Here is a 21,791-nt window from a genome sequence, read left to right as displayed (position 1 = left end):
AAGAGGGACTGTGATCTGTCTATTACTTTGAAACTTATTTCCGTAACTGGCTAGAAAGTTTGAGGACCATCAAGATATATTTAGAGCCGGAAAATATAATGCAATACGTGGTTACATTTTCATTGGGTGCTAACATTTAGGCTACGGGGGTGTGCCGTTAGAACCCAACAATTCTAATAACTTAATCAGGAGCATAAACGTATGAAAGGTTTCTTTAGTAAACTTTCACAAGCCATTATGTTACCCATAGCACTGCTGCCTGCGGCGGGTATCATGCTGGGTATCGGCGGTAGTTTTACCAACCCGACTATGATTGAAGCGTACAACATCGGTGTGCTTCAAGACGGAAGCTTGTTAAACAGCTTCCTACAAGTAATGACAGCCGCTGGTGGTATCGTATTTGCGAACTTGCCAGTCATGTTTGCTTTGGCGATTGCCGTCGGTTTCGCACGCGCTGAAAAAGGCGCAGCGGCACTGGCAGCGCTGATCTCTTACCTGGTAATGAACGTTGCAATCGCGAAAACGCTGGTTGTTGCGCACATGATCAACCTGGATACTAACACTGTGGTACTGATGGGCAGCGAATACCCTGGCGTACTGGCTGACATTCTGGGTATCTCAAACACACTGAGTATGGGTGTATTTGGTGGTTTGATCGCTGGTGCCATTACTGTTGTTCTGCACAACAAATACCACGATGCGAAACTGCCTGATTACCTGGGCTTCTTCGGTGGCGCACGCTTTGTGCCAATCATCAGTGCGTTTGCTGCTCTGTTCTACGGTATCGTTCTGACCTTTATCTGGCCATTCTTCGGTGCGGCATTCGGTGCTATCGGTGCAGCGCTGGGTGAGATGACAACTGCTGGTCACGGTTACATTGCCTCGCTGATCTTCGGTATCATTGAACGTTCGCTGATCCCTGTTGGTCTGCACCACGTATTCTACCTGCCATTGTGGCAGACAGAGATCGGTGGTACAGCTGAAATCGCAGGCGAACTGATCAAAGGTACCCAGAACATCTTCTTTACCTCTCTGGCAAATGGCGACTTCTCACAATTTACGTCAACTAACTTCATGACTGGTAAGTTCCCGTTCATGATGTTCGGTCTGCCTGCAGCGGCTTACGCGATGTACACACTGGCGGATGATGAAAACAAGAAAGCGGCAGGTGGTCTGTTGTTCTCTGTTGCTCTGACTGCATTCCTAACTGGTATCACAGAGCCAATCGAATTTACCTTCCTGTTCCTGTCACCTGCACTGTACTACGCGATTCACGTACCTCTGGCTGGTCTGTCGTTCATGCTGATGGATATCCTGAACGTGAAAGTGGGTATGACGTTCAGTGGTGGTTTCATTGACTTTACGTTGTTCGGTATGCTTCCAGGCCTGACGGGCGTTGACAACAACTGGTTCTACATTCCTCTGGTTGGTATCGCGTACGCATTCATTTACTTCTTTGTGTTCCGTTGGTACATCCTGAAGTTTGATGTGAAAACACCTGGCCGTAAAGGCAGTGCTGTTGCGGTAGTATCGAAGAAAGACTACCACGCTTCAAAAGGCGGTGCGGGCGATAACGAAAAAGCGAAACTGATGATCGAAGCTCTGGGCGGTGCTGATAACATCGTTGATGTTGATGCGTGTATCACTCGTCTGCGTATCTCTGTTAAAGATGCTAACCAAGTGAAAGATAACGATTACTGGACTCAAGAGCTGGGAGCTCGTGGTCTGGTGAAAGTGGGCGACACTGGTATTCAGGCAATCTACGGCGCTGAAGCTGCAGGTTACAAAGCTCAAATCAACTCGCTACTTGGCAAGTAATGAGTATTGGTGACAAATTCAGACGAACCGGCGCTTTTATCATCGATCTGATGATCGCCAAGATGTTCACTCAGGTTGTGATGTCGGTTCTGATGTTGTTGGTTTCCGGGCTTTTCAGTGAACAAACCTCCGGCCTGTCGTTGAACGATGACATTGCACTGCCGATTTTGTTGCTGATGGTGTTGGGAATGCTGCTGGTCTTTATCGCGATATACCTTGGTTACTGCGCTATCTGTTACAATCTGATAGGCAAGTCGCTGGGTAAGTATCTGCTGAGAGTGGATAGCGGTCAGGCGACACAACAAAAGGATTTGTCTGCTTATTTGTCCCGTGAGAAAGAAAAGATCGTTCTTTTCTGCGTAACACTCGGGATGTATGCAGCGTACGCCGGTCTTCAGTTGTATGTTTATGATGCCGAGCCCTTGCATGAAACCCGAGCGCTTAAAAGAGCGTGATATTGCCAAAGCCCGCTGCCTCAGCGGGCTTTTTGTTATTGTCTATCCAGATCCCGTCCACAGTAAAATTGACCTGCTACTCATTATTCTGCCCAGGCTCTTACGTTTGTTTGACACGTCTTGCTAGTGAGATAGCTATAAATAGTGACGATTTATCACTACAGAAGGGCTTCTTCGTATGAAAAAAGCATGTTTACTCGCTGTGGCTCTGTGCCCGCTTTCGGCCATGGCTGCCGGAACTGCGCAGACGCCGGATAAGCTGTCTTTAGGTTTAGCTATGGACAAAGGATTGAGCGCCGTGGCAGAACTGGGGAACCAGTATCGTTTTACCGTCGGTAATGAGGGCGGGGCGTTTGATTACATTCTGACTCGTGGCAGCTTCGATGCGAATGTACCGTTTACCTGGTATGTTGGTGTCGGTGGTTACGTTGACTGGGACGATAACGATGACTTCGGGGCGCGTGTGCCACTTGGACTGAACTGGCAGGTGAGTAAAGGCTGGGATGTGTATGGTCAGATCCACCCTGAATTAAACTTATACTCAGGACCAGAACTGCAGCTGGGCGGGGCCGTTGGTGTGAAATATACGTTCTGATCGCCACTCATAAAAAATGCCGGCATTTGCCGGCATTTTCTTTGTGTGGAGTTATTTATTGCTTGTCCATCGCTCGTTTAATGCAGATAAACGCGCCGCCCCAGGTGATACCAAGGCCAAGAACCATCATGATAATTGCACCAGTCGTCATTATTGTGCCTCCTTGCGGCTTGAAATGTTAATCACCAGACCGACAACCAACAGGACGGCAATCATAACCCAACCCAGAGTCAGGTCGTAACCACCATACCCTTCTGTCAGTAGGGTTTGCAATTTGGTGGCCAGAATGATCGCCAGCATGACCGGAGTAATGAAACGCAGACAAATATCGAACCAGCCAGTGATGGCAAAATCAGAGATTTGATTAACATACTCCCGCACTTCGCTCACTTTATTCATGATCCAGGCCATCAGAGCAATTTCAACGAATCCACCAACCATGATGCCGACGTTGTTGGCAAAGTGGTCAACCAGGTCGAGCAGCAACAGACCGCCGTTAGTGGCGAAGGCCATCGAAATAACCACCCCAACACCGACGACCACTGAGGCGGCTTTTTTACGGCTCCAGTTCAATTTGTCGATGATCGCCGAGGTCACGGCTTCCATGATTGAAATATGTGAACTTAAACCCGCTACAACCAAGGCCAGGAAGAACAGTGGGCCGAGAATGTAGGGGGCGGGCAACAGGTTGATGGCGGCCGGCAGAGTTACAAATGCCAGGCCAACACCTGCGGAAACGACTTCAGTGAGCGGTTTACCTTGCTCTTGAGCCATGTATCCCAAAACCGAGAAGATCATAATACCGGCGAGGATAGAGAAGCCACAGTTGATCAGTACGGTCATGAACGCGTTGTTGGTAATATCCGACTTCTCAGGCAGGTAGCTTGAGTACGCCAACATGATTGCGAAACCGATACTCAAAGTAAAGAAGATTTGGCCGTAGGCCGCTGCCCATACTTTTACGTCCCAGATTTTACTGAAGTCAGGTTCGAACATATAGTTCACGCCATCCAGCGCCCCTGGAAGGAAAATCATGCGAGCAATCAGTACCAGAACCATCACAAACAGGATCGGCATCATGATCTTAGATGCTCGCTCAATACCCGATTTGACACCGCCGGCGATGGCTGCGTAAGTGATTCCCCAGGCAATCAACATCGCAATCGCGATTTTCCACTGAATACTGCCTAGATTGGTTGGTGAGTTGTCGCCCAGAGCGAGGTACTCACTGAAGAAGAAGGCGTTTGTGTCGGTGCCCCAGCTTTGGGTAAACGACATGCCAAAGTACGAAATCGCCCAGCCAATCACCGCTACGTAGTACACCGCGATCACTGCCGCGATCCCCACCTGAAACCAGCCAAGCCATTCAAATTTTGAGTTGATTCGTGCCAGTGTGGCAGGCGCCGACCCCCGGTACTTCTGACCCATGGAGAATTCCAGGATCATAAATGGGATACCTGCGGTAATCATGGCAAAAAGGTAAGGAATAAAAAATGCACCGCCACCATTCTCGTAGGCCATATACGGGAAACGCCAAATGTTCCCCAAACCAATTGCAGATCCCACTGCGGCCAGAATAAATCCAGCTCGGGATCCCCACTGTTCTCGCTTCATAGATAACTCCTTTAACTTCCTGAGAAATGAAGCTTTTCTTAGGTTTTCGCAGATATAAGGAAGTGAAAGGAAGGAAGACTGGCTTGCCGCATCCTGGTCGCTTTATCATCCATGATATCGCTTAAGGTTGGTTTATTGTTTTGTTTAACCTAAGAAAACTCAGAATATTGTTCTTAATTGTTCGATGTGTGTTTGCGAAATCTGAAACATTCAGCTGCGCATGCTTTAAAGACTAGCGATTTAATCCAGTTAAAGCAATAGATTGTAAATGTTATTTATCAGTATTCATTTAGTATGATAGTTGTTAATTTGGATTGTATGTAATCAAATTTATCGAAAGAGTGTGAATGGTCAGCGGTTGCTGCTGCTGGGTGAGGGTGGATTGGAGAAAAACACTTGATAAATAAAAAGAGCGTATGACTGAAAAACATACACTCTGTCGATGTATTACCCTGAAATGAATTCAATATACTGGGTAACAATACTGGTCATACCTGGTCAGTTAAAATCGCATCACCAAACCTATGTTGGTTGAAAACTGGTTCATCCAGTCTGTTTCGAAACGGATCAGACAAGAATCGCTCTCGCTGGTAGGCAAGGTACAGGCGGCCGTGGTGTCATTGTCAACCACCGTTCCCAGCCAGCGGAATTGCCCGTTCAAGGATAGGTTTTGGGTTAAGTCATACTGTACCCCGCCAAAAATACTGGCTGAAAACCCGTACTGATCATCCACCCATTTCGCATCAATGTACGACCCGCCGACACCTAAACCAAGGTAGGAGGAGAAGTTGGGTTGAATCGGATAGTAGAGACTGCTCTGAAACTGCAGGTAATGCACTTTGGAATCGAGTTTAACGTGTTCAATCTCACTGCTTTGGTACGCATAGAACACCCCAATTCTACCGGTTTGAATGTCAGTCTCGACAGAAAAAGCAACATTCTCTGAGCCTTTAATGTCGTAATGGTGCCCGTCTTGGTTTTCGACTTCGCCGCCAAATGTGTACCCTATCCAGGGCGTAATGTACGACTGCGCCTGGCCGGGAGAAGCGAAGCTTAACAAACCGAGCACTGAAACCGTCAGGTAATGTTTGCACATAATCTGTCCTTGTGAGTCAGAAGTCCTTAGTAAGTGTGATGATAACTGCATAATTCCGCACAGAAAAAAGACAAATATTGAACATGTATCACATGAGTGTTATTACTTTGTTACATTTACACCATGGGCTGCGGGTGTTTCCGCAAGCTTATTAATGGCGAGTTGGAGGTAAGAGATGGAATCGAATCTGAAATATGCCTTAGTGATCACTGTGACAATCTTTGCCATCCTGATAGGATTTGGACTGGTTGCCATTACTCACTAAGTCCGTTCATCGATGAACAACAGCGGTATCATTACTGACTCACAGTCACTGGTCGACATTGACCGGCTTGCAAGGTACACAGGCGGTAAAAATGCGTTGGTCGCTCAGGGCGGCGGACAAAGAGGTATTTTTACTGCCGGTGTCTTAGACGCTTTTCTGTTATCCAATTTTGACCCGTTTCATGAATTTTACGGCACGTCTGCGGGGGCGCTGAATTTATGTTCCTTTCTGTGTCGTCAGCATGGCTTAGGGAAAACGTTTATTACGGATTTAACCACCGATCCTGAATTTTTCAATCTTTTCAGTTATATAAGACGTAAACAATACCTGCGTCTCGACTGGGCTTTAGAGAAAATCAGCGATTTTCCCTACAAGCTGGATATTGATATGGGCCGCATGGCACTGGGCGAGCGAAAAGCGATGGCCGCGGTTACTGATGCCCGGACTTTTCAGGATCACTATTTGCCGTTTCTCGGCGAAGATTGGTTTAAAGTGCTGATTGCCACCTGTGCGATTCCGCGTCTGTATCATGAAGAAGTGGAGATCAACGGCCGACACTATGTCGATGGTGGAGTTTCGGCGTCCATTCCGGTTCAGGAAGCCTGGCGCAAAGGCGGCCGCTGCATCATCGTGATCCGAACTGAAGGCAGTGATTTGCAGCCAGAGTTAGAGCCTGCTCAGGTGGAGGTCGCACCGGGTGAAGTTGAATGGTTTCGGGAATCATTCAATGGTTTGCAAGAGAAGTGGCAGCAACAGGTTGACCGCTTTCGCGCCGACTGGAGTAATTTCTTCTACCAGAGGCTGGCACGGGCAAAAGAGCAGAAAAAGGACCAACAGCATCTGGAGCTGTTAAATGGTGGTCGCTGGTTGTTTGGTGCTGACAATGTCTACCGCCTCAGCAATCTGCTGGGTGATAAGTTTGATACAGGTCTGGCGGACATGCTGATGGTGCACTACCAGACTTATGCGCTGACTCAAGAATTTCTCAGTGCGCCACCAGACGATTGTTTTGTCGTACAGATCATGCCGGATGAACCGCTGAAATCCGGGTCACTGATGAGCAAACCGGAAGATCTGCAGCACGATTATGAGCTTGGGCTGAAAGCCGGGTACCGCTTTATTGAAGATTATCTCAGTACCAAACTAAAAAAAGGAGCCTGATGGCTCCTTTTTAATCCGGTCCTTATACAGACAACACCCGCATGCAGTTGGTGGAGCCAATCACATCCATCACATCACCCTGAGTGATGATCACCAGATCGCCTTCGTGCAGCAAACCTTTCTCTTTCAGGGCCTGGGTTGCGGTTTGTGCCACTTCCAGGCCGCTGCTGCCACGTGTATCAAAATAGACCGGGAATACGCCACGGTACAGTGCGGTGCTGTTGAGTGTCCCTTCGTTGCGGGACAGGGCAAAAATGGGTAAGCCGGAGCTCAGGCGCGACATCATCAGTGCGGTGCGACCGGACTCGGTCAGAGAAATCATCGCTTTCACCCCAGTGAGGTGGTTAGCCGCATACATGGTGGACATAGCAATGGTTTCTTCCGGGCTATCGAAGGTTCTGTCCAGGCGGTAGTTCGAGCGGTTGATCGACGCCATTTTTTCCGCCCCGAGACACACTTCTGCCATCGATTTGACCGTCTCTACCGGGTATTTACCTGCGGCGGTTTCACCAGACAGCATCACGGCGTCTGTGCCGTCGAGGACGGCGTTAGCCACGTCCATGACCTCGGCACGAGTCGGCATCGGGCTTTCGATCATCGATTCCATCATCTGGGTGGCGGTGATGACGGTGCGGTTCAGTGCGCGGGTGCGGCGAATCAACTGTTTCTGAACGCCCACCAATTCCGGATCGCCAATCTCGACCCCGAGGTCTCCCCGTGCGACCATCACCACGTCAGAAGCGAGGATGATGTCGTCAATGGACTCTTCCGAGACCACGGTTTCAGCCCGTTCGACTTTGGCGACCAGCTTGGCTTCGAGACCCGCGTCGCGGGCGAGTCGGCGGGCGTATTTCATGTCTTCGCCATTGCGCGGGAATGACACCGCCAGATAGTCGACTTTGATGTCAGCCGCTAAGAGAATGTCCCGTTTGTCTTTTTCCGTCAGAGCATCGGCCGACAGGCCGCCGCCTTTTTTGTTGATCCCTTTGTTGTTCGACAGAGCGCCGCCGATGGTGACCTGGGTGTGCACTTTACTGTCGGTGACGGAGATGACTTCCAGCTGTACCCGCCCGTCGTCCAGCAACAGGATATCTCCTGGGACCACGTCTTGTGGCAAGGCTTTGTAGTCGATGCCGACCGCGTCCTGATCACCTTCGCCTGGAGCCATGTCGGCATCAAGGATGAATTTGTCACCGACGGTCAGTTGAATTTTACCGTCTTTGAAAGTGGAGACTCGAATCTTCGGACCCTGAAGATCGCCGAGAATGGCAACGTGGGTGCCCAATTTAGCAGCAATCGCCCGAACTTTCTCTGCACGCAGTTTATGATCTTCGGCACTGCCGTGCGAAAAGTTCATGCGGACTACGTTGGCGCCGGCGCGGATTATCTCTTCCAGATTGTTATCCCTATCGGTAGCGGGACCCAGTGTGGTGACAATTTTCGTTCTTCTTAGTGTAGAGGCCATGTTCTCTCCTGATGATGTAAAGGCACTGGAGGTGCGATAATTCGCCGATGTGATTAACCCTAGCACAAACCTCAACCGGCGACACGGAGCCCGGTCGGATTTTTGGTGGCGTGAAAAAACACTGTAAAAAAAGCGAAAATCCTTGCTGATTTGATGGCTTCCACAAAGATTTATGTTTATCCGTGATGCTTGTCACGGCGATATATCAAAGCGCTTCACAATTAGTTCGCAAAGTAAAAAAATTGCCACGTTGTTGTTTTTTGGAGTGCATCATGTACATGGCTCAACCAGGCCATATTGACCATATTAAGCAGGTCAATGCCGGCCGGGTCTACAAATTGATTGATCAAAAAGGCCCTATTTCTCGCATCGATTTATCGAAAGAGAGTGAACTTGCGCCTGCAAGTATTACCAAGATTACGCGAGAGCTGATTGAGTCTCATCTGGTACAGGAAACCACAGTGCAGGAGGCAACCAGTCGTGGTCGTCCGGCCATTGGCCTACAGGTTAACAACGAAGGCTGGCAGTTCCTCTCGATGCGTCTTGGACGCGGTTATCTCACCATTGCTCTGCATGAATTGGGTGGCGATGTCCTGATTGATACCAAAATTGATATCCACGAAATCGATCAAGAGGACGTACTGGCGCGTCTGCTGCATGAAATCGATGAGTTTTTCCAAACCTACGCTGATCAATTGGACCGGGTGACCAGTATTGCGATCACTTTGCCGGGTCTGGTGAATTCCGAGCAGGGGATTGTGCTGCAGATGCCCCATTACAATGTGGAGAATCTGGCGCTGGGCCCTGAAATTTACAAAGCAACTGGTTTACCAGTGTTTGTCGCCAACGATACCCGTGCCTGGGCGCTGGCGGAGAAACTGTTCGGTCATTCGCAGGACAACGAAAACTCGGTTCTGATCTCCATTCATCACGGCTTGGGAGCCGGTATTGTGCTGGACGGCCGGGTGCTGCAAGGGCGTCATGGCAACATTGGTGAACTGGGGCATATCCAGATTGATCCGAATGGCAAGCCATGCCATTGCGGTAATCGTGGTTGTCTGGAAACCGTGGCGAGTTCTCAGGCGATTCGCGAAGAAGTGGCAGAGCGGATTTCGCGTGGCGAAGCGTCGGTTCTGACAGACAAAGAAGAGCTTTCCATCGAAGATATCTGCACGGCGGCGGCGCAAGGCGATCCGTTGTGTGTGGACGTGATTGAAAAACTCGGACGCTATCTGGGGTCGGCGATCGCGATTGTGATTAACCTGTTCAACCCGGAAAAAGTCTTGATTGGCGGTGTGATCAATCAGGCGAAAGACATTCTGTACCCGGCGATTAACCAGTGTATTCAAGAACAAAGCATGCCGGTTTACACCCGTGAACTGGAGCTGGTGGAATCGCGATTCTACAAACAGGCGACGATGCCCGGTGCCGCTTTGATCAAACAGGCCTTATATGACGGGTTGTTGTTGATGAAAGTGGTTGAGGGTTAACGTTTTTACCGATAAATTTGCTGTATTGTATTTCAGCCCATATACCTGCACTCTATATGGGGTGATTTTTACTGAACAATTTTTAAGACAGGTATCGGTATGTCCGGAGTACTAAACACAGTTGATCAGCGCACCAATCTGGTGGGGGAAAACCGACTGGAATTGCTGTTATTCAGTCTCAATAGTCGGCAGACTTTTGCGATCAACGTATTTAAAGTCAAAGAAGTCATCAAGATGCCCGCCCTGACCAAAATGCCGGGCTCTCATCCGTACATTACTGGTGTGGCGTCACTGCGTGGGGAGTCGGTTCCGGTGATCGACCTGCGACGTGCGATTGGTTTCCCGCCATCTCGCCTTGAGCACACCGAAGAAAACCTGATCATCACGGAATATAACCGCTCAGTGCAGGGGTTTCTGGTCGGGCAGGTGAAAAATATCGTCAACACGGCCTGGACTGAAATTCAGCCGCCACCTAAAACGGCCGGTCGGGCGACCTACCTGACTGCGATTACCCAAATCAAAGAAGGCAACGGGTCGCAGATTGTGGAAATCATCGATGTTGAAAAAGTGCTGGCAGAGATCATTGATTACGACGTCTCGATTTCAGAAGAAGTGCTGGATCCGAATCTTGCGCCGTTGCTGGATGGCCGCAATGTCCTGATTGTGGATGATTCATCGACTGCCCGGGCCCAGATTAAGGGGACATTATCCCAGCTCGGCCTGAACATCATCGAGTGTCGTGATGGGTTAGAAGCACTGACCCTGCTGAAATCCTGGTGTGACAGTGGCAAAGAGGTGACCAAAGAACTGCTGCTGATGATCACAGACGCAGAAATGCCGGAAATGGACGGTTACAAACTGACGTACGAAGTGCGCAGTGATCCGCGCATGAAAGATCTGTTTATTACGCTCAATACGTCGCTGAGTGGCAGCTTTAATGAAGCCATGGTGAAGAAGGTCGGCTGTGATCGCTTTATCTCGAAATTTCAGCCGGATCTGCTGGTGGAAGTGGCCCAGGATCGCCTGCGCGAGTTACTGTAATCTTCCACATAATGACCATAAAGGGAGCCTTGGCTCCCTTTTTTGTGTACCCGGTTTAGTGAAAGTCGCGTGATTGAGTCTGTAACCCTGTCAGGCGTTCGGTCAGATCAGTCAACCGTCCTGCGATAATGTGGATCACCTCGCCCTCACGTTCCAAAATGCCTTTGACCATCAGAATTTTTGCGCCCAGATAGGCACGTTTTTGCGCCCGGGCAGTGGCTTTCCAGACCACCACATTCATGTTGCCGCTGTCATCTTCAAGGGTGAAAAAGGTGACACCAGCGGCCGTACCCGGCGACTGCTTTCCGGTGACCACACCCACAACGGTCACCAGCGACTGATGATCGCAGCACGCCAGATCACGCATGCGGGTAAAACGACCGAGCTGGCCGGCTTCTTCGAGCAGGGTTACCGGGTGCTTGCCCAAAGCAAGCCCCGTTGCGGCATAATCTTCCAGCAAAGTTTGTCGGGCATCGGGGGCCGAAAGGGTCACGGGATCGGTTTCATTAAGCTGTCGGAATAAGGGCAGATCTGAGGCGGAGTCCATGATGGACCAGCGAGCGGCATAGCGGTTATCGGTAAAAGCTTGCAGCGCGTGGGCGGAAGCCAGCAACTCAATATCACGTCGGCTCAGACCGATGTGTTTTAGCTGATCTATGTGTTGATAGCCCTGATACGGGCGAGCCGCCAATAGCTGCTTACAGGCATCGGCGCTAAATCCTTTGATCAGGCGTAACCCCAGCCGAATGGCAGCCTGATCATGCTCGGTCACCACTTGATGGTCAAACACGGAGGCATTCACACACACCGGCAGGACACGAATGCCGTGCCGACGTGCATCCTGGATCAGTTGCGAGGCACTGTAAAAGCCCATCGGTAAGCTGTTGAGTAACGAGGTATAAAAGGCTTCCGGATAGTAATACTTGAGCCAGGCCGAGCAATAAGCCAGCACCGCAAAGGAGGCAGAGTGGCTTTCCGGAAAACCATACTCACCAAAGCCGCAGATCTGGTCAAAAATCCGCTCGGCAAACGCTTGTTCATAGCCCCGCTGAGTCATGCCATCAATCAGCTTGTGTTTAAACTTCATCAACTGGCCGGTTTTTTTCCACGAAGCCATGGCCCGGCGCAACTGGTCAGCTTCGCCGCCGCTGAAGCCCGCTGCCACCATAGCCAGTTTGATCACCTGTTCCTGAAAAATCGGGACGCCCATGGTGCGTGACAACACGTCCCGCACTTCTTCTGATGGGTAGCTCTCTTTCTCTTCACCATGGCGGCGCTTCAGGAACGGATGCACCATGTCTCCCTGGATAGGACCCGGCCGGACAATGGCAATCTGGATCACCAGGTCGTAATAATTGGTCGGTCGCAGGCGTGGCAGCATACTCATCTGGGCCCGGGATTCGATCTGAAATACCCCGATGGTGTCGGCGCGCTGAATCATGCCATAGACATTCGGATCGTCCTGACGCCGGGTGATGTCCGCCAGTGTGTATTGTTTCTGCTCACGCTGGGCGATGATGGCAAAACATTTGCGGATGGCGGTCAGCATCCCCAAAGCCAGCACATCGACTTTGAGTAGCCCCAGGCTTTCCAGGTCGTCCTTGTCCCACTGGATGACGGTGCGCTCAGTCATGGAGGCGTTTTCGACCGGAACCAGTTCATACAAAGGGCCGGAAGCAATAACAAAGCCGCCCACATGCTGAGATAGGTGACGCGGAAACCCCATGATGTCATTGACTAACTGGATAAACTGTTCACCCTTGAGTGAGTCGGGCTTCAGTCCGAGCTCAATAACCTGTGCCTGCCAGTCGAGGCCTCGATCGCGGCGATTGACGTTTTTTATGAAGTAGTCGAGTTGTGTTTCGTTGATGCCCAATGCTTTACCAACATCCCGCACCGCACTTTTAAACCGGTAAGAAATCACGGTCGCGGCCAGAGCAGCGCGCTCACGGCCGTATTTTCGGTAGATATACTGAATGACTTCTTCTCGTCGTTCATGTTCAAAATCGACGTCAATATCCGGCGGCTCATTGCGCTCTTTACTGATAAAACGTTCAAACAGCACCGAGATTTGGCGAGGATCGACCGAGGTAATTTCCAGGCAGTAACACACCACGGAGTTGGCCGCCGAACCGCGCCCCTGATAGAGGATCTGCTGTTGTTTGGCGAACATCACTATGTCGTGAATGGTCAGGAAATAAAACGGATAATTGAGCTCTTCGATCAGTGCCAGTTCTTTCTCGATAGTATGACTAATTGCGTCTGGGACGCCTTCGGGAAAGCGGGTCAGTTCACCCTGCTTAACCAACTGGCGCAGATAGCCCATCGGTGTCATACCATCCGGCACTAGCTCGCAGGGGTATTCGTAGCGTAGATCGCTGAGTTTGAATTCACAGCGCTTGGCGATAGCCAGACTCTCTTCCAGCCATTGCGACTGGAAGAGCCGGCTCAGCTTTTCTGTGCTGCGCAGGCAGCGCTCGGCATTGTGCAGCCGGTGGCTTCCGAGATTCTCGACCGTGTTGCCGTGTTGGATGGCGCTCAGTACCTGTTGGAGCGGCAAACGGGTGGCGGTATGCATCAGGACGCCACCGCAGGCAGTGATTGGTAACCCTAATTCCTGAGCCAGGTGCTGGCAATGGGCCAGATCGGTTTTATCGCTGGCACGCAGATGACGTTGCAGGCCAAGCCATAAGCGATGACGGTGGTGTTGTGCCAGCCATTGGCCCCAATAATGGTCGCTGGCCTGATTGATGGGCAGCCAGATGATCAGGCAGTGTCGTATTGACATCAGGTCCCATTCGGATAAACGGTACTCGCCTTTATCGGAGCGGCGCCGGGCATTGGTAATAATCCGGCACAGCTCTGCGTAAGCAAGCCGATTCGGGCAGAGTAGCACTACCTGACATTCCGGGTTAAGCCAGAACATGCTGCCGACGATCAGCTTGAGTGCCAGGTTATGCTCTTTGATTGCGGTGTGCGCGCGTACCACACCGGCGATTGAGCATTCATCGGTGATCGCCAGTGCTGAGTAACGCAGGAAGTCGGCCTGCAACGCCAGCTCTTCGGGGTGTGAAGCCCCGGTCAGAAATGAAAAATTGCTCTGACAAAACAGTTCTGCGTATGGCATGTGCTCTCCTAACTGAACTGTCCGTGAAGGAACCACTGCTGTTGCGGGGTACGAAACACCCACAACCAGCGCCCGTCATGACTGCGGGCGATAAAGTAATCTCGAATGACCTCTTCGCCATCCCACCAACCGCTGACAATGCGCTCAGGCCCTTCGTGCAGTGTGACTTTTTCATTCAGCGGCTCAGGTTCAGGGAGCAACAGACTGGGACGAAGGCGGGGGTGGGACGCCCTTTCCGGTACTTGCCGGGTTGGGTCACACAGACGTGACGCTTTCTCCGGGCGTGGATCGTCACAGAATGCCACTTTGTGGACCTGCTCTTTGCCCAATTTGGCTTGCAGCAGCGAGAGCAGTTCCAGTTCATTCAACTGACCTTTTTCGCCACAGAAAATGTCCTGAGTGGCTGCTTGTTGGGGAGCGCTGCGCTGGATAGCCAGACTGAGCCCTTGAACCGGAGCCGTCAGACTCAGTGATTCCATACTTAGCTTGCACAGCTGTGCCCATTTATCGGCGAGGTAATCACCACTGGCAGAGGTCAGAGTTAAGGTGGTGTCCGGTTTATTCCGCTGATGCAGAGTCAGACTGAGCTCAAAGGCCACCTGGTTGCGCAGCGTGAGGAACAACTCCAGTTTACGCAGTTGTGTGTAGAGCGGCTTTTCCAGCCATTGCACATTCTCAATATCAAAGAGAAGCTCCAGAGAGTGATGAAACGCTTCCGGCGGATGATAAAAGGGTTGTGGGTGTTTGAACTGCCCGAGTAAACGTCCGATATAGTTGACCAGGTCGATATCAAAACGCCGGGCCAGCTCTTGCGTCGGCAGAGCCAGCAGTTCGTCCAGCGTATGAATGCCGATCCGGCTCAGTTTGCTGACCTGGGCCATACTGAGTTCTGTGGTGGTCAGCGGATGGCGGCGGAGCAGAGCGAGCAGGGCCTCTTTATCAGCTTCGATGTGGTTTTGTCCGGATTTGGCCAACAGGATGGCCGCATAAGGTGAAAACCCCGTGGCAAACTGATAGCACACACCTTGCTGATCAAGGTGGCGGGATACGGTTTGCCAGTAATTGTCCAGCCCCTGATACAGAGCCAGCATATCCGTGACCTTAAGCAACAGACCGTGCGACGGGTAAAGCACGATGTCGGATGTAACCAGATACAACCATTGGGCGATATCGTTCAGTGCCTGCTCTTCAACACTGGGATCATACGGATGAACCTGAAGATCGGTGCATAGCGCCGCAGCGCTGCCCAGCCCCATACCGTGCTTAATCCCTTGCTGGACCGCGAGTGGATTGCATTGCATGACCTGATGGGACTGACTGTTCACTATCACCAGTGGTTGTTCCTGAGATGCATACAAACGGTCCAGTTGCAGTTGGGGAAAGTGCAGATAAAGCCAAAGTTGCATGCTGCCTCCTCAGCCCTGTTTTTATAGCGGAAAGGGAATAATGACCGGGTCTGGTTGGCTTAGTGTCAGACTGGGCCATAAATGACCCATGTCGAGAGTAAAGCTGCCATGAGGCCAGCCACCTTTGCGTTTGGTGATGGTGACAGACAAACCGCGGCGGTGTGGCATCAGGGTCAAACTCAGGCTAACAGGCAGTGACAACAGATTCATCTGTTGCGGCTTGAACAGGAATTGCAGGCAATGACCCGTTTCGCTGGCAACCTGTAACCGGCGTGCTTGATGCACTTCCAAGCCCTGATGCCAGAGCAATACATTACTGCAAGCGCCGCTTTTCAGACATTGTTCTGCCGCCCATAGCGCCTGCTTGGGAGTGGATGGATAGAGGAGCAGTACCTTCTGGTTGTCGATGCCTTGAGACTGCAATTGCTCTGCGCACAACAGACCGGGCGGATTGACTAACACCGTTAAGCGGTGATAACTGGTGCGCTGAATGTGTGGCATCAACAGGCGCAATTCCCCGACGCCACCCGGTGACTGGATTTCGACCACTCCGTGTGACGGCAGACCACCATCCAGTTTCTGATCCAGTACGCTGAAGCCAGTTGGCAGCGTATCGCTTGTGGCGGTTACCTGAGAACCTTGCCAGATCAAATGCTTATGTTTTAGATGCTCAATTAGTTCATACATAATTATTTACCTGTATATATGTACAGTATAAATGTTCCCGTTGGACCTGCAAGCAAAATGTGGTTCGGTAAAATGAAAAACGCCTTGCTGAAAACAGCAAGGCGTTGAGTGTACGAAAAATTCAGAGGGTTATTTTTTTGGCTGAGCGTCCATGCACTGGCCGTTGACGTCTTTGCCTTCCGGAGCCATCAGGTACAAATACAGCGGCATGATGTCCTTCGGCGTTTTGAGTAACTGAGCGTCTTCCGCCGGGAAGGCTTTCGCGCGCATGCCGGTACGGGTTCCGCCCGGATTAATCGCATTGACCCGAATTGCGGTATCACTCAGTTCATCCGCCAGCACTTGCATCATGCCTTCTGTCGCAAACTTCGAGATGGCGTAAGTTCCCCAGAATGCACGGCCGACATGACCAACGGTGGAGCTGGTAAAGACGATGCGCGCATCTTGAGATTTATGCAGCAGCGGCAGCAGAGCCTGAGTCATCATAAACTGCGCTTTGACATTGATCTGCATCACATCGTCGAAAGTGTCTTCACCAATTTGGTCAAAGGGGCTGATCACACCCAGAATACTGGCATTATGCAGTATGCCGTCCAGACGACCGAACTGTTGCTCGATGGTGTCTGCCATGTCGAGGTAGTGCTGCTTGCTTGCCCCTTTCATGTCCAGAGGAATAATGGCAGGCTGAGGGTAGCCCGCCGCTTCAATTTCGTCGTACGTCTCTTCGAGTTTTTTGACGGTACGACCCAGCAGAATCACGGTCGCACCGTGCTCTGCGTAACTGAGAGCGGCTTGTTTACCGATCCCGGCACCAGCGCCGGTAACCAGAATGACTTTATCTTTCAGGGCATCTGAGGAAACGGAATAATTCACGGGGAGCATCCTTATTGTATGTTCTACTTTAAGTCTTCGTGACAAGACGGTTACAATACACCAATTCGCACATGTGAGGATATTAGCATTGGAATTTTTGTTGGACTACGGCCTGTTTTTGGCCAAGATTGCCACCGTTGTGGTCGCGATCATTGCGATTTTAGTCATAGCCAAAGCAGTGAACAGTAAAAGTGGTGCGGCGAAAGGGGAACTGGAGATTGTGAACCTGACCGAGCAACACAAAGACACCGTGGAGCAGTTGGAACACCACCTGCACGATGATGCGTTTATTAAAGCGCGTGATAAAGCGGAAAAGAAAAGCGAAAAAGAGAAGAACAAATCCCGGGAGAAAGCCATTAAACAAGCAGCCAAAGAGGGGACGCTGGACAGTAAGCGTGAACCACATCTGTTTGTGCTGGATTTCCACGGCAGTATTGATGCCAAAGAAGTGGCGTCGCTGCGTGAAGAAGTTACGGCGATTCTGGCTGTTGCCCGTGGCGGGGATGAAGTGCTGTTGAGACTGGAGTCTGGCGGGGGCATGGTACACGGTTACGGCCTGGCTTCCTCACAGCTGGATCGCCTTAAAGCGGCCGGTTTGCCACTGACGATTTCTGTCGATAAAGTGGCCGCCAGCGGTGGTTATATGATGGCGTGCATTGGCGACAAGATCGTGTCCGCTCCGTTTGCGATTGTGGGCTCCATTGGGGTCATCGCTCAGTTGCCAAACTTCAATAAGCTGTTGAAAAAACATAACATTGAGTTTGAACAATTGACCGCGGGTGAATACAAACGAACGCTGACCATGTTCGGTGAGAATACCGATAAGGCGCGAGACAAGTTTAAACAGGAACTGGAAGAAACCCACGGCCTGTTCAAAGACTTCATCCGTGAGCACCGTCCTGAGCTGGATCTGGACAGTGTGGCAACCGGGGAACACTGGTTCGGTACCCAGGCGAAAGCCCTGGGGCTGGTGGATGAGATTCGGACTTCCGACGATCTGGTGGTTGATGCCTGTCAGAATAAGACCGTTTTGCAGGTTCGTTATGTGCAGAAGAAAAAGCTGACCGAGAAACTGGCGGGCGTGGCCGGGGAAGCGGCGGACAGTGTTCTACTCAAACTGATCAATCGTGGTCAGCGGCCGATAGTCTGACGCGATGGATAAAAAACGCCTGACTCAGTCAGGCGTTTTTTTGTGGCGAACGGGAAAGAATGTAGGTAGCCAGTGCCAGTGCGATGCCGCCCAGCATGCCGGCCAGATGGGCTTCAATTGCTACCCTGGCACCAATCAAGGCGCTGGTTTCTTCGGATGGGCCGACAGTGTGTTCCCAGACAACTTTCGCCATTACACCCAAGACCAGTAGCCAACTGCTGCGTCGACCGTTAAGCGCCTCGCTCAGCGCGAAACAGGCAAACACACCATGCAGCACACCGGACAGGCCAACGTAACTGGTCATCTCGCTAAACAGGTTGGACACGCCCACGACCATCCCGATAAACAACAGAGCGGTCATAAGCTGGCGTGTTGCAGGGCGGAAAATGTAGCTGATGACCCATAATCCGGCGAGGTTCATTGCCAGGTGCGCAAAGTTGGTGTGGGTAAAGTTTCCTGTTAGGATGCGCCACCACTGGCCATGTTGAATGCCGGCGCTGGTCCAGGCCATGCCCGACTGCAGAGGTTCAAATTGCAACCCAAGGCAGAGTAAACTGATAACAGATAGTAACAGGTACAGATTCACGTTATGTCCCGATATTGTTCAGAGTGTGGTAAATCGCGTAAAGCGTGCATATGCGAATGGATAGAGAGCCTACCATCGAATGTTGAACTGGTCATCCTTCAGCACCCCAGTGAGCAACATAAACCCATGGGTACGGCACGTATTTTAAGTTTATCGTTGCCAAGCAGTCACCATTTTATCGGTGAAGACTTTTCTGCGCATACCGAATTAAACCGCTTGCTCAGCGAGCCAGATAGCCGCAACTTCGTGTTGTATCCCAGCGATGTCTCTCAACTTGTTACCCAAATACCGATCGATCCTGTGGTGGATAAAGTGCGGGTGATCCTGCTTGATGGTACCTGGAAAAAAGCGTACAAAATGTATCAGTTATCGGCTAACTTGCAGGCGTTGCCAGGGCTGCATCTGCCTACTGGCCTTAAAGGCAACTACCGTATCCGCAAAGCGCCGAGTGATAACAGCTTGTCGACGGTTGAGGCCGGGTATCATCTGTTGACTCTGCTGGAGCCGGATAGGGATTTCTTGCCTTTGGTGAGTGCTTTTGAACAGATGGTTGAATTCCAGATAGCTCAGATGCCTGCCGGAGTCTTTGAGAAAAATTATGCGAAATAGACACTTGGCCTATACTGAGGAGTAAGCTGCTACTCAATGGGTTTGGGCCTGTTGGCATTGTGGTTCTTGTATGGCTATAATGGCGCGCAATCGGTTAGCCAAGGCCGATGCTTCGTATAACCTCACTGATAAGGAGTGAGGGTCTCTACCTGGAGCCGTAAATTCCAGATTACGAAGAGAAAGTGCATAGCGCTTTTCTCTTTGTATATCGTGAATATTTAGGCGAGAGAAAGGCGCTTGTTGAAATTCATTGAATGGAGATACAAGCGTGAACCAGACCAATTTTATCCAGCAACTGCCGAAGGTTGAACTGCACTTGCACATTGAAGGGACGTTAGAGCCCGAGATGATGTTCAACCTGGCGCAACGTAACCAGATTGACCTGCCTTTTAAAACACCACAAGATGTGCGGGCAGCGTACCAGTTTACCAATCTGCAATCGTTTCTTGATATCTATTATCAGGGAGCGAATGTCCTTGTTCATGAACAAGACTTTTACGATCTGACCTGGGCGTACCTGTTGCGTTGTCAGGCCGATAACGTCATTCATACCGAAATCTTTTTTGACCCGCAAACGCATACCGAACGTGGAATTGCGTTTGAAACCGTGATCAATGGGATTGAGCGGGCGCTACTTGATGGTCACGAACAATTGGGGATCAGCAGTCAAATCATCATGTGTTTTTTGCGTCATTTGGATGAAGACAGTGCGTTTGAGACTTTGCGGATGGCTTTACCGCACAAGGACAAAATCGTTGGTATCGGTCTCGATTCGTCTGAATTGGGGCATCCGCCAGAGAAATTTGAGCGCGTATTTCAGGAAGCGATTCGTCATGGTTTCCTGACGGTTGCCCATGCCGGAGAAGAAGGGCCGGTTGAAAATATCCATAACAGCCTCGATCTGCTGAAAATTTCGCGCATCGATCACGGGGTGCGTTGTGTGGATGATCAGGCGCTGGTGGGCGCTCTGGCGAAAAGCCGGGTGCCACTGACGGTGTGCCCACTCTCAAACACTAAGTTGAAGGTGTTTGACACTATGGATCAACATAACATTGTCGACCTGTTGCGCCAGAATGTGTGCGTGACGATCAACTCGGATGACCCGGCTTACTTTGGTGGTTACATGACGGATAATTTTCAGGCGGTGGCCGACAGCCATACGATGACGCCACAAGAGCTGGCGCAATTTACCCTGAACGCCATTGAAGCCAGTTTTATCGATGATGCACACAAACAGAGGCTGGCTGAGCAGGTGCATGATTTTGTCCGTCAGACGAGCGCTTAAGAAAAATGCGATACAAGCGGGGCTGAATCAGCCCCGTTTTCATCTGCATTATACTTTGTGCACCAGCGACCAGTCGCGCTTACCGAGTAATTTTTCTCCCAGCACACTCAGCTCTGCTCTTGGGTAGCGAGTCTGTTCCCAGTTGCGTGGGTCACCCGGAAAGGCAAAGCCTTCTGGCGGTAGACGATCCTGCCAGGACTGAATCCGCCATTGGCGGATCGTGGCGTGAGTTTCTTCGGCTGGCACCATCGAAATGTACTGTGCCATGCGTACCCGATCTGACTGGTTTGGACGAATGCCGTGAGGAAGCAAACTGTTGAAAATTAATAAGTCGCCGGCTTTCATCGCTATAAATTCAGCCTCAAAACCCGCCAGATCCGGTACATACGGATCGCGATCGGCCGGCTGAGTCTCACGCCAGCGCTCTAATTGACGGTAAAGCTCCGGCACGCACTGGAAACCGCCGGTTTGCTCATCGGTGTCTGACAGGGCCAGTACCCCCTGTACGTTGACCGGCAGAGGAGTGAGCGAGGTATCCGCATCCCAATGGATGAAGCCACTGAATACGCGGTTAGCACGGTTGGGTGGGTTTAAGTTGGCGCGGTCAATGGTGACCCACAAATCTTCCCGATCCCAGATATCAACAAATGCGTGGTACACATCCGGGTTTTGACGGTTATCCCATAAAACCTGATGGTTGTAACACTCCACCATTCCGGAATTATTCAGTTCCACCATGGCATGATCACGGCGCTGATCCTGATACCAAGTGGTGGTGTCGTCTGGCGACATCTCCTGAAATTCCCACAAGAAATCCTGACTACGTTGTACCGCCTCTGGGCTGATGATTTGTGGCAGCACGACGTAACCGTTGTGCTGCCAGAAGGCGAACTGTTCTTCGGTCAGTGTTTTGAGCGGTAAGGTTTTACGGATATCCCGCAGTTGAACATCGTGAATGTTTGAGACGCTGTTATTGCCTGGCGCATTGTCTCCGAATCCATAACGGTTTTTCATACTTTCTCCCCGGTGGGTACTAAGAGGTTTGTTGTTATTTGTTCACATTTTGGC

General features: G+C 50.9%; 20 protein-coding genes and 1 riboswitch. Of the genes, 10 read left to right on the top strand and 10 right to left on the bottom strand.

Features of this window, described 5'->3' with window-relative positions; genetic code table 11:
- Nucleotides 1-201: 201 nt before the first annotated feature.
- The 3 genes from CAG64_RS13500 to CAG64_RS13490 all read left to right on the top strand — a co-directional run bounded on the left by CAG64_RS13500 (nt 202) and on the right by CAG64_RS13490 (nt 2,868).
- Nucleotides 202-1,818, top strand: a complete 1,617-nt coding sequence (locus tag CAG64_RS13500; RefSeq protein ID WP_021704283.1) for a PTS transporter subunit EIIC — start codon at nt 202-204, stop codon at nt 1,816-1,818.
- The gene (locus tag CAG64_RS13495; protein WP_161457803.1) at nt 1,818-2,273 is read left to right on the top strand and encodes an RDD family protein; all 456 of its coding nucleotides are present in this window, start codon (nt 1,818-1,820) and stop codon (nt 2,271-2,273) included. Before CAG64_RS13500 ends, CAG64_RS13495 begins: the two co-directional genes overlap by 1 nt.
- A 178-nt stretch (nt 2,274-2,451) precedes the next feature.
- Nucleotides 2,452-2,868, top strand: coding sequence for a hypothetical protein (locus CAG64_RS13490; RefSeq protein ID WP_021704281.1), 417 nt, complete (start codon nt 2,452-2,454; stop codon nt 2,866-2,868).
- A 55-nt stretch (nt 2,869-2,923) separates the two neighbouring features.
- Here the strand turns inward: CAG64_RS13490 and CAG64_RS13485 are convergent, their stop codons facing one another.
- The 3 genes from CAG64_RS13485 to CAG64_RS13475 form a co-directional block, all read right to left on the bottom strand.
- The gene (locus CAG64_RS13485) at nt 2,924-3,019 is read right to left on the bottom strand and encodes a MetS family NSS transporter small subunit (protein ID WP_156008662.1); all 96 of its coding nucleotides are present in this window, start codon (nt 3,017-3,019) and stop codon (nt 2,924-2,926) included.
- A complete protein-coding gene (locus CAG64_RS13480) occupies nt 3,019-4,482 on the bottom strand; it encodes a sodium-dependent transporter (protein ID WP_021704280.1) in 1,464 nt (487 codons plus the stop codon). Before CAG64_RS13480 ends, CAG64_RS13485 begins: the two co-directional genes overlap by 1 nt.
- 502 nt (nt 4,483-4,984) lie before the next feature.
- The gene (locus CAG64_RS13475; protein WP_021704279.1) at nt 4,985-5,578 is read right to left on the bottom strand and encodes an outer membrane protein; all 594 of its coding nucleotides are present in this window, start codon (nt 5,576-5,578) and stop codon (nt 4,985-4,987) included.
- Between the two features lie 175 nt (nt 5,579-5,753).
- Here CAG64_RS13475 and cydH point away from each other — a divergent pair, with 175 nt between their 5' ends.
- Nucleotides 5,754-5,843, top strand: a complete 90-nt coding sequence (gene cydH / locus CAG64_RS23980; protein ID WP_040902277.1) for a cytochrome bd-I oxidase subunit CydH — start codon at nt 5,754-5,756, stop codon at nt 5,841-5,843.
- A 12-nt stretch (nt 5,844-5,855) separates the two neighbouring features.
- A complete protein-coding gene (locus tag CAG64_RS13465; protein WP_021704277.1) occupies nt 5,856-7,004 on the top strand; it encodes a patatin-like phospholipase family protein in 1,149 nt (382 codons plus the stop codon).
- Nucleotides 7,005-7,026: 22 nt separating this feature from the next.
- Here the strand turns inward: CAG64_RS13465 and pyk are convergent, their stop codons facing one another.
- A complete protein-coding gene (gene pyk / locus CAG64_RS13460) occupies nt 7,027-8,469 on the bottom strand; it encodes a pyruvate kinase (RefSeq protein WP_021704276.1) in 1,443 nt (480 codons plus the stop codon).
- Nucleotides 8,470-8,741: 272 nt separating this feature from the next.
- On the opposite strand from pyk, the gene mlc reads away from it, so the two are divergent.
- Nucleotides 8,742-9,959, top strand: a complete 1,218-nt coding sequence (gene mlc, locus CAG64_RS13455; protein WP_021704275.1) for a sugar metabolism global transcriptional regulator Mlc — start codon at nt 8,742-8,744, stop codon at nt 9,957-9,959.
- A 99-nt stretch (nt 9,960-10,058) separates the two neighbouring features.
- Entirely contained in the window at nt 10,059-11,000 is a 942-nt protein-coding gene (locus CAG64_RS13450; RefSeq protein ID WP_161452989.1) for a chemotaxis protein CheV, read from the top strand.
- A 55-nt stretch (nt 11,001-11,055) separates the two neighbouring features.
- On the opposite strand, the gene CAG64_RS13445 is transcribed toward CAG64_RS13450, so the two are convergent.
- From CAG64_RS13445 to CAG64_RS13430, 4 genes are all read right to left on the bottom strand, one after another.
- Nucleotides 11,056-14,127, bottom strand: coding sequence for an error-prone DNA polymerase (locus CAG64_RS13445; RefSeq protein ID WP_161457804.1), 3,072 nt, complete (start codon nt 14,125-14,127; stop codon nt 11,056-11,058).
- Between the two features lie 8 nt (nt 14,128-14,135).
- The gene (locus CAG64_RS13440) at nt 14,136-15,533 is read right to left on the bottom strand and encodes a Y-family DNA polymerase (protein ID WP_161452993.1); all 1,398 of its coding nucleotides are present in this window, start codon (nt 15,531-15,533) and stop codon (nt 14,136-14,138) included.
- 21 nt (nt 15,534-15,554) lie between these two features.
- Complete coding sequence (imuA, locus tag CAG64_RS13435) at nt 15,555-16,220, bottom strand: translesion DNA synthesis-associated protein ImuA (protein ID WP_161457805.1); 666 nt, start codon at nt 16,218-16,220, stop codon at nt 15,555-15,557.
- 129 nt (nt 16,221-16,349) lie between these two features.
- Nucleotides 16,350-17,093: a YciK family oxidoreductase gene (locus CAG64_RS13430; protein WP_161457378.1), complete on the bottom strand. Its 744-nt coding sequence runs from the start codon at nt 17,091-17,093 to the stop codon at nt 16,350-16,352.
- Nucleotides 17,094-17,181: 88 nt separating this feature from the next.
- Here CAG64_RS13430 and sohB point away from each other — a divergent pair, with 88 nt between their 5' ends.
- On the top strand, nt 17,182-18,243 hold the full coding sequence (gene sohB, locus CAG64_RS13425) for a protease SohB (RefSeq protein ID WP_161457377.1): 1,062 nt from the start codon (nt 17,182-17,184) through the stop codon (nt 18,241-18,243).
- 28 nt (nt 18,244-18,271) lie between these two features.
- Here sohB and rrtA read toward each other — a convergent pair whose 3' ends face one another.
- On the bottom strand, nt 18,272-18,829 hold the full coding sequence (gene rrtA, locus CAG64_RS13420) for a rhombosortase (RefSeq protein ID WP_021704268.1): 558 nt from the start codon (nt 18,827-18,829) through the stop codon (nt 18,272-18,274).
- 3 nt (nt 18,830-18,832) lie between these two features.
- Here rrtA and CAG64_RS13415 point away from each other — a divergent pair, with 3 nt between their 5' ends.
- Entirely contained in the window at nt 18,833-19,438 is a 606-nt protein-coding gene (locus CAG64_RS13415) for a tRNA-uridine aminocarboxypropyltransferase (protein ID WP_040902276.1), read from the top strand.
- A 92-nt stretch (nt 19,439-19,530) separates the two neighbouring features.
- Nucleotides 19,531-19,630, top strand: a riboswitch (purine riboswitch).
- A gap of 76 nt (nt 19,631-19,706) precedes the next feature.
- On the top strand, nt 19,707-20,723 hold the full coding sequence (locus CAG64_RS13410; protein ID WP_161457376.1) for an adenosine deaminase: 1,017 nt from the start codon (nt 19,707-19,709) through the stop codon (nt 20,721-20,723).
- A 48-nt stretch (nt 20,724-20,771) separates the two neighbouring features.
- Here CAG64_RS13410 and CAG64_RS13405 read toward each other — a convergent pair whose 3' ends face one another.
- Complete coding sequence (locus CAG64_RS13405) at nt 20,772-21,737, bottom strand: phytanoyl-CoA dioxygenase family protein (protein ID WP_161457375.1); 966 nt, start codon at nt 21,735-21,737, stop codon at nt 20,772-20,774.
- Nucleotides 21,738-21,791: the final 54 nt, after the last annotated feature.

It is taken from the genome of Vibrio sp. V38_P2S17PM301, from assembly GCF_009904845.1.
In the GTDB taxonomy this organism is placed as follows: domain Bacteria; phylum Pseudomonadota; class Gammaproteobacteria; order Enterobacterales; family Vibrionaceae; genus Vibrio; species Vibrio proteolyticus.
Note: the sequence above shows the minus strand (reverse complement) of the source record. Positions and strands in the feature narration are given on the sequence as shown.